We start from the raw sequence: 10,939 nt of genomic DNA on the forward strand, positions 1-10,939 counted from the left end.
GCGCATCCCGGCGCGAGTGCGTCGCACGCCGCCCGCAGTCCGCGCGCGAGAGCCTCGACGAACGCGACCGGCGTGTCATCGGGAAGCGTGAGAGCCACCACCAGCGCGGTCGGGCGGGCGCCCATCGCGGCGATGTCGGAGAGGTTGACCGCGGCGGCCTTCCAGCCCAGGTCCTCCCCGCTCGACCACGCGAGCCGGAAATCGGGGCCGTGCACGAGCGTGTCGGTCGAGACCACGACGCGGCCGTCCGGAGCCGCCAGCACCGCGGCATCGTCGCCGGGCCCGACGAGCGCGCGCGACGAGCCGTCGAGGACGGCGAAGATGCGCGACAAGAGCTGCCGCTCCCCCAGGTCGCGGACGGTCGGGGCGATCGGTGTGCTCACCGCTCCACGGTAGCCTGGAGTGATGTCCCGCTCGCGCCTGATCGTCGCCCCTCTGAGCGTGGCAGTGGCGCTCGGCATCGCCCTCGGTACCGCCGGCTGCAGCTCCACCGTCTCGATGACACCGGCGAAGGGAGCCAACGACCCGGCATGTGCGGCGGTGACCTCTCGTCTGCCAGCCACCGTCGACGGCCAGCCGCGCCGATGGACCGACGCCCAGGCCACGGGTGCGTGGGGCAGCCCCGCCAGCGTCCTGCTGACGTGCGGGCTCGACGCGCCTGGACCGTCGACGCTCGTCTGCCAGACCGTCGACGGCATCGACTGGCTGATGGATGATTCCGAGGCGCCAAAGTACCGGTTCACCACGTTCGGTCGTACCCCCGCGGTGCAGGTGTACCTCGACTACGACGTCGTCAGCGGACGCGACGTGCTCAGCGCACTGTCCTCCGCCGTACAGCAGCTGCCCACGGATGGCCGCAGCTGCATCGCCCGCCCGTCCTCCTAAGAGGACCCGTGCCGGTCGTCAGCGCACGCGCGCGAGATCGATCAGCTCGCTGATGAGGTCGCGGTAGCTCATTCCCGTCGCGATCCAGCACTTCGGAAACATCGAAATGGGCGTGAACCCCGGCATCGTGTTCACCTCGTTGACGAAGAACTCGGTTCCGGTGAAGAAGAAGTCGACTCGAGCCAGACCCTCGCCGCCCAGCGCCTCGAACGCACGGGCAGCGACGCGCTGCATCTCGGCGAGCTCACCAGCCTGCAGCCGGGCGGGGCAGACGAGCTCGATGCCGGCGGCATCGAGGTACTTCGCCTCGAAGTCGTAGAAGTCCCGTCCCGTGATCACGATCTCACCGGCGACGCTGACACGCGGGGCATCGCCGTCTCGGCCGGCAAGCACCCCGCATTCGACCTCGCGGCCGACGACCGCCTGCTCGACCAGCACCGCGCCGTCTTCCGCGAAGGCGGTCGCCAGAGCGGCATCCAGCTCGCTCCACTCGGACACCTTCGACACGCCGACGCTCGACCCGGCGCGGGCCGGCTTGACGAACGCCGGCAGCCCGAGCGCGCGGATGCGCCGGTACCACAGGTCGCTGTCACGCGCCAGCGCCGCCTCGGTGACGGTGACCCAGGGAACGACAGGGACGCCGGCAGCCTTCAGAACGCTCTTGGTGGTGTGCTTGTCCATGCCGATCGCCGACATCAGCAGCCCAGCGCCGACGTAGGGCAGATCGAGTAGCTCGAGGAAGCCCTGGATCGTGCCGTCCTCGCCGAAGCGGCCGTGCAGGATCGGGAAGACGACGTCGACATCGCCGAGGGATCGAATGCCGTCGGCATCCTGAACGCGCAGCTCGCGGGAGCGGATGGAGTCCGGCCACAGGATGCGGGTGCCGTTGTCGACGACTTCGGGCAGGCGCTCGGGATCGAGCGCGAACTTGTCGGGATCGTCGTCTTCGAGGACGAACGCCCCCTCGCGCGTGATACCTACCGGAATGACCTCGAAGCGGTCACGGTCGATCGCCTGAAGCACGCCGCCCGCCGTCGCGGAACTGATCGCGTGCTCGCTGGAGCGCCCTCCGAAGAGCACCGCCACTACCGCTTTGTCCATTCTGGGTCCTCTCGCCCGTGGGCTTGTCGTCGTCGGTGGTGAGATGCGGCGCGATGTCGCGGGGATTCATGGTGCCGTCCAGAACCATCTTGACCTGTTCCACGATGGGCATCTGCACGCCGGAGGCACGCGCCAGCTGCAGCACCGGCGCCACCGAGGCGAGCCCTTCGGCAGTCTGGTTCATCTGCTTGACGACGTCCTGGAAGCTGTAGCCCTGGCCGAGGAGTCGCCCGGCGGTGTTGTTGCGGCTCAAGGGGGACTGACAGGTCGCGATGAGGTCGCCGAGACCGGCGAGCCCCTGCAACGTCTCGGGCTGTGCTCCTTGGGCCACGGCGAAGTCGGTCATCTCCACGAGACCGCGTGTGATGATCGATGCCTTCGTGTTCTCGCCGTACCCGACGCCGTCGACGATCCCGATGGCGACGGCGATGAGGTTCTTCAGCACGCCGCCGAACTCCGTGCCGATGACGTCCGTGTTCACGAACGTGCGGAAGTAGCCGTTGCGAGCGCGACGTGCGACGGCTTCGGCGGTCTCGCGACTGGTGGAGGAGATGACCGCCGCCGTCGGCTGCTCGCGGGCGATCTCCAGGGCGAGGTTCGGCCCGGACGCGACCGCGATGCGGCCCGCGTCGCAGTGCAGCTCCTCGGCGATCACCTCGCTCATCCGCAGTCCGCTGCGCTTTTCGACGCCCTTCATCAATGACACGATCGGGGCGTCGGTGTCGCGCACCAGGGGGCGCACCGCCTTCAGATTCTGCCGGAGGGCCTGGCTCGAGATCGCGAGGTAGACCTGCGACGCACCCTCCAGCGCCTCCGAGAGGTGCGTGGTCGCCGACATCGTGCGCGGCAGGTTGATGCCGGGCAGGTACTCGCTGTTGCGGTGCCCTTCCTGGATCTCCTGGGCCAGCTCCGCGCGGCGAGCCCACATCACCACGTGAGCACCGCCATCGGCGAGCACCTTGCCGAACGTGGTTCCCCAGCTGCCCGAGCCGATCACCGCGACCCGCGGCAACGCCGACTCACCCCTACGCGTCAAGGCGGCCCGTCTCGTTCTGCCCGTGCGCAGACGGGTTCCACCGTTCGCTCGGCGGCTGTTCATCACGCAAGGTGCCCAACAGCGCAGCGATGTCCGCCATCACGGCGTCGGTGGCGGCGACGAGGTTCGCAGACCCCGTCGCGCCGGGGCCAGTGAAGGCCGAGAGGTCGGTCGCCGGGCCGAGGGCAAGGCGAACGCGACGGCGCGGCGGCCAGAAGCGGAGCTTGCCGTACCGCGGGAGGATCTGCTGCACGCCCCACGTCGCCGCCGGGATGACGGGAATCGGCTCACCGGCGGCCAGCGCGAGGCGCACCGCGCCGGTCTTGCCGCGCATGGGCCACATGTCGGGGTCACGCGTGAGCGAGCCCTCCGGGTAGACGATGACGCCGCGGCCATGGGTCACCAGATCCTCCGACTGCTGAAGGGTCTGCTTCGCCGCGGCCGACGACGAGGCCCGGGCGACCGGGACCATGCCGGTCGCGCGCAAGGCCGCCCCGAGCACGGGAACGCGGAACAGGCTCTCCTTCGCCATGAACCGCGGTGCGCGGCCCATACGCCACGTGCCCACCGCGATGATCAGCGGATCGAACTCGCTGTAGTGATTCGGGGCCAGCACGTAGGGGCCTTCCGCCGGAAGGTGCTCCGCACCGCTGATCTCGATCTTCGCGAACCAGCCGACCGCCGGCACGATGATGGCCGCGAGCGGCCAGAAGACCGACGGACGCGTCTTCTCCGGAGAGGCCCGGCGCCGCGGCGCCGGGCGCGCCGTGCCCGTCATCCGACGACGTCGAAGTCGGCGCCGAGGATCGTGAGCTTCTCGAGGAACTTCTCGTATCCGCGACGAATGATGTCGACGCCCGCCACGCGCGAACGCCCCTGCGCCGCCAACGCCGCGATCACATAGCTGTAGCCGCCGCGGAGGTCCGGAACGACCACATCGGCGCCGTGCAGCGGTGTCGGGCCGGTGATCACCGCAGCCTGCTCCAGCGCACGGCGCGCCACGCGGCGATCGGGACTGGCGATGCCCTGGGGATGCACGACGATGTCGGCTCCCATCTTGTTCAAAGCCTGCGTGAAGCCGAGCCGGTTCTCGTAGACGGTCTCGTGCACCGTGGAAACGCCTTCGGCCTGTGTGAGGGCGACGATGAGAGGCTGCTGCCAGTCGGTCATGAACCCGGGGTGCACGTCGGTCTCGACGACGACGGGCTTCAACGCTCCCCCACGACGGAAGCGGATGCCGTCCTCATGGATGTCGAAGTCGCCGCCGACCTTGCGGAAGACGTTGAGGAACGTGAGCATCTCTTGCTGCTTGGCACCGCCGACGAAGATGTCGCCATCGGTGGCCAGTGCCGCGCACGCCCACGATGCGGCCTCGTTGCGGTCGAAGATGCTCCGATGGTCGTAGCCGCGGAGGGTGTCGACACCCTCGATGAAGATCACGCGGTTGGGCTCGTACGAGATGATCGCGCCCATCTTCTGCAGCACGGCGATCAGGTCCATGATCTCGGGCTCGATCGCGGCATTGCGCAGTTCGGTCGTGCCCTTCGCGCGCACCGCGGTCAGCAGGACCTGCTCGGTGGCGCCCACGCTGGGGTACGGCAGGGCGATGTTCGCGCCCGTGAGTCCGTTCGGAGCAGACAGCCGGATGCCGCTGGGCAGCTTGTCGACCGTGGCGCCGAAGGCACGCAGCGCATCCAGGTGGAAGTCGATCGGACGGTCTCCGATGCGGCATCCGCCGAGGTCCGGGATGAAGGCCTGGCCGAGCAGGTGCAGCAGCGGGCCGCAGAAGAGGATCGGAATGCGGGACGCACCGGCGTGTGCGTCGATCTCTTCCATGTGCGCGGAGACCGCACCGCGCGGGTCCAGCCGCAGCACGCCTTCTCCGTCATCGGTGACAGTGACGCCGTGCACCTCGAGCAGAGAGCGGACGACCTTCACGTCGCTGATGTCGGGGACATCGCGCAGCACGCTCTCGGTCTCACCGAGCAACGCCGCCACCATCGCCTTCGTTGCGAGGTTCTTCGCGCCCTTGACCTCGACGCGCCCCCTCAGGGGTCGTCCGCCGCGGATCTCGAGGACCGAAACCTCGCCTCCGGCGGGTGTGGACGCCGAAGCGCTCAGAAGGGTGTTCATGGATCGGACCTCACAGTGTGTGTCGAGGACGGGGATGCGAAAGACAGATGTTCGCCCCGGTTCGGGGCGCCATCCGGCCTAGCGAACGGGGAGCGTCCGCGGGCGCCACGCCTCGCGGCGCGCCTCGAACTGCGCGATCTTGTCCTCATTGCGCAGGGTCAGTCCGATGTCGTCCAGACCTTCGAGGAGCCTCCACCTAGTGTAATCGTCGATGTCGAACGAGACCCGGAGCTCGCCGATCGTGGCGGTGCGCTCGACCAGGTCGACCGTCATCTCGATGCCCGGCTCTGCGGCGATCCGGGCCCAGATGGCCTCCACGTCGGTCTCGGAGATCACCCCCGTGACCAGGCCTTGCTTGCCCGCGTTGCCACGGAAGATGTCGGCGAACTTCGGGCTCAGCACCACCTGGAAGCCGTAGTCGCGCAGCGCCCACACGGCGTGTTCACGACTCGAACCGGTGCCGAAGTCGGGTCCCGCCACGAGCACCGAGGCACGCGCGAAAGCCGGCTGGTTGAGGACGAAATCGGGGTCCTGTCGCCAGTTGGCGAACAGGGCGTCTTCGAAGCCGGTCTTGGTGACCCGCTTGAGATAGACGGCGGGGATGATCTGGTCGGTGTCGACCGCCGAGCGCGTCAACGCGGCCGCGATACCGGTGTGCGTCGTGAACTTCTCCATGTCAGGCCTCGACCTTCTCGACGGCGGGCAGATCGGACGGGCTGGCCAGCCGGCCCAGCACCGCCGTCGCGGCGGCGACCAGGGGCGACACCAGATGAGTGCGTCCTCCCTTGCCCTGGCGTCCCTCGAAGTTGCGGTTGCTCGTCGATGCGCACCGCTCCCCCGGGGCCAACTGATCGGGGTTCATCCCGAGGCACATCGAGCAGCCAGCGAAACGCCATTCCGCGCCGAAGGCGGTGAACACCTTGTCGAGTCCCTCCGCTTCGGCCTCCAGACGCACGCGCGCCGAGCCGGGGACGACCATCACACGGACGTTCTCTGCCTTCCGGCGGCCTTCGATGACCGAGGCGAAGGCGCGCAGGTCTTCGATCCGGCTGTTCGTGCACGAGCCCATGAAGACGGCATCCACCGTCACGTCCTTCAGCGGCGTTCCGGCCTGCAGGTCCATGTACTCGAGAGCCCGCTCCGCGGCGGCGCGCTCGTTGGCGTCCGCGAAGGATGCCGGGTCGGGCACGACGTCGCTCAGCGAGACGCCCTGGCCCGGGTTGGTGCCCCACGTGACGAACGGCTCGAGCTCGTTCGCGTCGAGGAAGACCTCGGCGTCGTAGACCGCACCCTCGTCGCTCGGAAGCGTGCGCCAGTAGGCGACGGCGTCGTCCCAGTCCCGACCCTGCGGTGCGTGCGGCTTGTCCTTGACGTACGCGAACGTCGTCTCGTCGGGGGCGATCATGCCGGCGCGAGCTCCCGCCTCGATCGACATGTTGCACATCGTCATCCGGCCCTCCATCGACAGCGACCGGATGGCGCTGCCACGGAACTCGAGCACGTAGCCCTGGCCGCCGTTGGCGCCGATCTTCGCGATGATGGCGAGGATGATGTCCTTGGCCGTGACACCCGGCTTGAGATCGCCCTCGACCGTGATCGCCATCGTCTTGAACGGTTTCAGCGGGAGGGTCTGCGTGGCGAGCACGTGCTCGACCTCGCTGGTGCCGATACCGAAGGCCATCGCGCCGAAAGCACCGTGCGTCGAGGTGTGACTGTCGCCGCAGACGACCGTGATCCCCGGCATGGTCAGACCCAGTTGGGGGCCGACGACGTGCACGATGCCCTGCTCCTTGTCGCCGAGGGAGTGCAGCCGTACGCCGAACTCCTCGGCGTTTCGGCGCAGGGTCTCGATCTGCGTGCGGCTGGTGAGATCGGCGATCGGCTTGTCGATCTCGAGCGTGGGAGTGTTGTGGTCCTCGGTCGCGATCGTCAGGTCGAGCCGGCGCACCGGACGCCCCTCGGCGCGGAGGCCGTCGAACGCCTGCGGGCTGGTCACTTCGTGCACGAGGTGCAGGTCGATGTAGATCAGGTCGGGCTGGCCGTCTTCGCCCTTCACCACGAGGTGGTCGTCCCAGACCTTCTCGGCGAGGGTCCGCGGGCGGTCGGGAATCGTTGTGCTCATGCTGTCTCGTTCTCCAGATAAGGGGATCAAGCCCGCGACGGACTCCGCGACGAGAGAGGGCTCAGAACGAGGTCTCGTCGCGGCGGCTAAGGAGAAGGCGAGCGATCCGCACCGGCTCAGACTACCACCGCGGCGATCGGCGCCGGATCGTCACCGCTCGTCGAGCGTGACGTCGCGCCCTTCCCTCCGCGCCGCGATGAGACTCGCCCCCGTGGCGACGACCATCGAGACGACGATGACGCCGAGCGACATCCACGTCGAGATGTCGGGCGCCCACGCGATGTTCTCGCCGCCGTTGATGAACGGCAGCTCATTCTCGTGCATCGCGTGCGCGATGAGCTTGACACCGATGAAGGCGAGGATGAAGGCGATGCCGTAGTGCAGGTACTTCAGACGGTCGAGAAGGTCGCCGAGCAGGAAGTAGAGCTGACGCAGGCCCATCAGCGCGAAGATGTTCGCCGTGAAGACGATGAAGGGGCTCTGCGTGATGCCGAAGATCGCGGGGATCGAGTCGAGCGCGAACAGCAGGTCGGTCATGCCGATCGCGACGAACACGATGATCATCGGGGTGAACATGCGCTTGCCGTCGACGACGGTGCGCACCTTCGGCCCGTCGTAGTCGTCGCTGATGTCGATCGTGCGACGCAGCAGCCGCACGACGACGGACTCCTTCTTGATCTCATCGTCGTGGTCGCCGCCCGGGAACGCCTGCTTCCACGCGGTGTAGATGAGGAAGGCGCCGAAGATGTAGAACACCCAGCTGAACTGCTCGATGATGGCGGCCCCGGCCAGGATGAACAGTCCGCGGAGGACCAACGCGATGATGATGCCCACCATCAGCACCTTCTGCTGGTAGCGCCGCGGCACGGAGAACTGGCTCATGATGAGCACGAAGACGAAGAGGTTGTCGATCGACAGGCTGTACTCGGTGAGCCAGCCGGCGACGAACTGGCCGGCGTACTCCCCGCCGGCGAACAGCCACATCAGTCCCGCGAAGATCAGCGCGAGAGTGACGTAGAAGACGACCCAGAGGCTCGACTCCTTCGGCGTCGGAATGTGCGGCCGCTGTGCGATGAGGGCGAGATCGGCGACGAGGATCAGCACCAGAACGATCAGCGAACCGATCTCGAACCAGACGGGGAGGTCCATGCAGGCCTTTCGAGGGGATGACGAAACGTCGAAAGTCTCTCCCCCGACAGCGGTGCTGCGGCGCGCGCCCGGGAACCCGACGTCGGGCCCGTGGTGACGGACGCGCGAGAACGGGATACTCCCTCTCGCTGCGACAACAATACCGGCTTCGATGACGCGCAGTTCTCTGAGACGATTCGCCGCTCGCGGACACTCACCCAGTGAGAGACGATGAGGACACCATGACCGACCACTCCGGCCTGCGCACCGACGCGGAGCTGGTCGCGGCCGCGGCCGCGGGCAGCGACCTCGCCTTCCGTACGCTCTATCGCTCTTACGCGCGCGCCGTCTACGCCGTGGCGCACGCGCTGGTGGGCACGGCGACGGATGCCGAGGACGTCACACAGGAGACGTTCCTCGTGGCGTGGCGCAAGATCGGCGCTCTGCAGCTGGAGAGCGAATCCCTCCTCCCGTGGCTCGTCACCATCTGCCGCTTCCAGGCCGCGAACCGCGTCCGGCGTCAGAAGCGCGACCGCGAGCATCTGGCGGCAGGAGTCGACGAGACCCTTCCTGCGGCGGTCGATGTCGAGCGCGCGGTGATCGACGCCGACCTCGCCGATCGGATCGCGGCGGAGCTGTCGGCACTCGGCCACGTGGATCAGGAGATCTTCCGCCTGTGCGCAGCCGAGGGCTACGGCTATCGCGAGGCCGCCGACCGACTCGGCATCAGTCACGGTGCGGTCCGAAATCGCCTCTCCCGCATCCGCAGCTCGCTGCGCACCACCATCACCTCGGAGGGGTCATGACCACGGAAGACAACGCACTGCCCGAGCTCGCCGACGACCGCGTGGACGTCATCGAGCAGCGGCTGTTCGCCCAGATCGCCGAGGAACGCAGCGCGCAGTGGCAGAAGGCGGAGAGAGACCGAGTGCGCGCCGTGCGCCGCGGACGTCTCTGGATGGGCGGTACCGCCGCAGCGGCGCTGGTCGCGGTCGCCGCGATCATCGCACCGTCCGTGCTGCACGCACTCTCCGGTTCCTCGGGCGCGTCGTCTGTGACATCCGTCTCTCTGGACGCCGGCAGCGCGATCGCCACCGCTCCGGATACCCGCACCGAGGGGATGAGCGGCGCAGACCCCTCCGGCGGCGGAGCAGCCTCCGATGGTGCCGTCGCGATAGCCACCGCAGAACGGCAGATCGCCGTGAGCGCGTCCGCCACCGTGGACGTGCAGGACGCGGCATCCGCGGCCCAGGCGATCGCGACGGCGGCAGCTGACACCGGCGGATACGTCGAATCTCAGAGCACGGGGACCTCGCCCGGGCAACCGGCCGTTCCGCTGTCCGACACGGGCAAGATGATGCCCGCTCCGGCGACCGCGTGGATCACCGTTCGGGTTCCCGCCGATGCGCTGTCACAGGTCGTGACAGGACTGTCCACACTCGGCACCGTCACCGCATCGCAGACCGACCGGCGGGACGTGACGACCGAGACCCTCGATCTTCGAGCTCGTGTCAGCGCGCTGGAGACCTCGGTCGCGCGTCTGACCGACCTCATGAAGCAGTCGAGCTCGACGGCCGATCTCATCGCCGCTGAGTCCGCCCTCTCCGAACGCCAATCGGAGCTCGACTCCCTGCGCCAGCAGTTGACCTGGACCGAGTCGCAGGTCGCGATGTCGACGCTCACGGTCTCGCTCGTGGAGCCGTCCCCCGCCGTGACCGCCGACCCGGCCGGCTTCGGCGATGGCGTCGCGGCCGGGTGGCACGGACTCATCGCCACGCTCAACGCCCTGGTCGTCGCGGTCGGGTTCCTGCTCCCGTGGCTCGGCGTGGGGCTCGTCGTCACGGCCGTCGTGGTGCTCGTCGTGCGAGCGCGTCGACGCCGTCGCAGCCGACGGAACGCTTCCGCGGAGAGGTGATAGGTTCCACGACGACGGCGGTGACGCACAGAAGCCCGGTCCGTCTGGACCGGGCTTCTGTCGTGGTGACCCCAGCGGGATTCGAACCCGCGTTACCGCCGTGAGAGGGCGGCGTACTAGGCCGCTATACGATGGGGCCGTACTTTTTCGCTGCGTAAGCAACCGTTCGATTATGCCATGACGATCGACGCCTCGCCAAATCGAGCCCAGGACGCACCGCGGGCTTGCCCGCGTCGCTCGAGAGGCGTTGACTGACGGCATGCGCGTCACCAAACACGAACACGCCTGCCTGCGCCTCGAGCGCGACGGCAGTCAGTTGATCATCGACCCGGGAAGCTTCACGCTCCCGCTGCAGGATCTCGCCGGCACCGTGGGCGTGGTTGTCACCCATCAGCACCAGGACCACTGGACCCCGGAGCACCTGGGCGCAATCCGCGAGCATTCCCCCGACGTGCCGATCTACGGCCCGCAAGGCGTCGCCGATGCGGCGGCGGACTTCGACATCACCGTCGTCGCGCCCGGCGACAGCGTGAGCGTCGGTCCGTTCTCGCTGCGCTTCTTCGGCGGGCGGCATGCCGTCATCCATGAGTCGATTCCGGTGATCGACAATGTCGGCGTC

The 10,939-nt window shown here is 68.2% G+C and carries 12 protein-coding genes and 1 tRNA gene; 4 read left to right on the forward strand and 9 right to left on the reverse strand.

Translation table 11 applies throughout. The features are described 5' to 3' along the window. The coding region (locus tag I5I_RS07570; RefSeq protein ID WP_036318210.1) for a thiamine-phosphate kinase at positions 1–383 on the reverse strand (383 nt) is incomplete at its 3' end. Between the two features lie 22 nt (positions 384–405). Between I5I_RS07570 and I5I_RS07575 the strand changes: the two genes are divergently transcribed. Continuing rightward, positions 406–885, forward strand: a complete 480-nt coding sequence (locus tag I5I_RS07575; RefSeq protein WP_036318211.1) for a DUF3515 family protein — start codon at positions 406–408, stop codon at positions 883–885. An 18-nt stretch (positions 886–903) separates the two neighbouring features. On the opposite strand, the gene I5I_RS07580 is transcribed toward I5I_RS07575, so the two are convergent. The 7 genes from I5I_RS07580 to I5I_RS07610 form a co-directional block, all read right to left on the reverse strand. Continuing rightward, positions 904–1,986 (reverse strand): D-alanine--D-alanine ligase family protein, encoded by a 1,083-nt coding sequence (locus I5I_RS07580; protein ID WP_083867972.1) that lies wholly within the window; start codon positions 1,984–1,986, stop codon positions 904–906. Beyond that, a complete protein-coding gene (locus I5I_RS07585) occupies positions 1,886–3,022 on the reverse strand; it encodes an NAD(P)H-dependent glycerol-3-phosphate dehydrogenase (protein ID WP_036318212.1) in 1,137 nt (378 codons plus the stop codon). Before I5I_RS07585 ends, I5I_RS07580 begins: the two co-directional genes overlap by 101 nt. Beyond that, entirely contained in the window at positions 3,012–3,800 is a 789-nt protein-coding gene (locus tag I5I_RS07590) for a lysophospholipid acyltransferase family protein (RefSeq protein WP_036318213.1), read from the reverse strand. The genes I5I_RS07585 and I5I_RS07590 overlap by 11 nt, the downstream gene beginning before the upstream one ends. After that, on the reverse strand, positions 3,797–5,155 hold the full coding sequence (gene murA / locus I5I_RS07595; protein ID WP_036318214.1) for a UDP-N-acetylglucosamine 1-carboxyvinyltransferase: 1,359 nt from the start codon (positions 5,153–5,155) through the stop codon (positions 3,797–3,799). The genes I5I_RS07590 and murA overlap by 4 nt, the downstream gene beginning before the upstream one ends. A 78-nt stretch (positions 5,156–5,233) precedes the next feature. Further along, complete coding sequence (gene leuD / locus I5I_RS07600) at positions 5,234–5,830, reverse strand: 3-isopropylmalate dehydratase small subunit (protein ID WP_036318215.1); 597 nt, start codon at positions 5,828–5,830, stop codon at positions 5,234–5,236. A 1-nt stretch (position 5,831) separates the two neighbouring features. After that, positions 5,832–7,277: a 3-isopropylmalate dehydratase large subunit gene (gene leuC, locus I5I_RS07605; protein WP_036318216.1), complete on the reverse strand. Its 1,446-nt coding sequence runs from the start codon at positions 7,275–7,277 to the stop codon at positions 5,832–5,834. 150 nt (positions 7,278–7,427) lie between these two features. Then, positions 7,428–8,426 (reverse strand): TerC family protein, encoded by a 999-nt coding sequence (locus tag I5I_RS07610; protein ID WP_036318217.1) that lies wholly within the window; start codon positions 8,424–8,426, stop codon positions 7,428–7,430. Between the two features lie 221 nt (positions 8,427–8,647). On the opposite strand from I5I_RS07610, the gene I5I_RS07615 reads away from it, so the two are divergent. Next, positions 8,648–9,211, forward strand: coding sequence for an RNA polymerase sigma factor (locus I5I_RS07615; protein ID WP_036318218.1), 564 nt, complete (start codon positions 8,648–8,650; stop codon positions 9,209–9,211). Then, entirely contained in the window at positions 9,208–10,320 is a 1,113-nt protein-coding gene (locus I5I_RS07620; protein ID WP_036318219.1) for a DUF4349 domain-containing protein, read from the forward strand. Before I5I_RS07615 ends, I5I_RS07620 begins: the two co-directional genes overlap by 4 nt. Before the next feature lie 63 nt (positions 10,321–10,383). Here the strand turns inward: I5I_RS07620 and I5I_RS07625 are convergent. After that, positions 10,384–10,459, reverse strand: a tRNA-Glu gene (locus I5I_RS07625). Positions 10,460–10,579: 120 nt separating this feature from the next. Between I5I_RS07625 and I5I_RS07630 the strand changes: the two genes are divergently transcribed. After that, positions 10,580–10,939: MBL fold metallo-hydrolase (locus tag I5I_RS07630; protein ID WP_036318220.1), on the forward strand; the 360-nt coding region annotated here is incomplete at its 3' end.

The organism is Microbacterium sp. B24 (assembly GCF_000333415.1).
GTDB lineage: Bacteria > Actinomycetota > Actinomycetes > Actinomycetales > Microbacteriaceae > Microbacterium.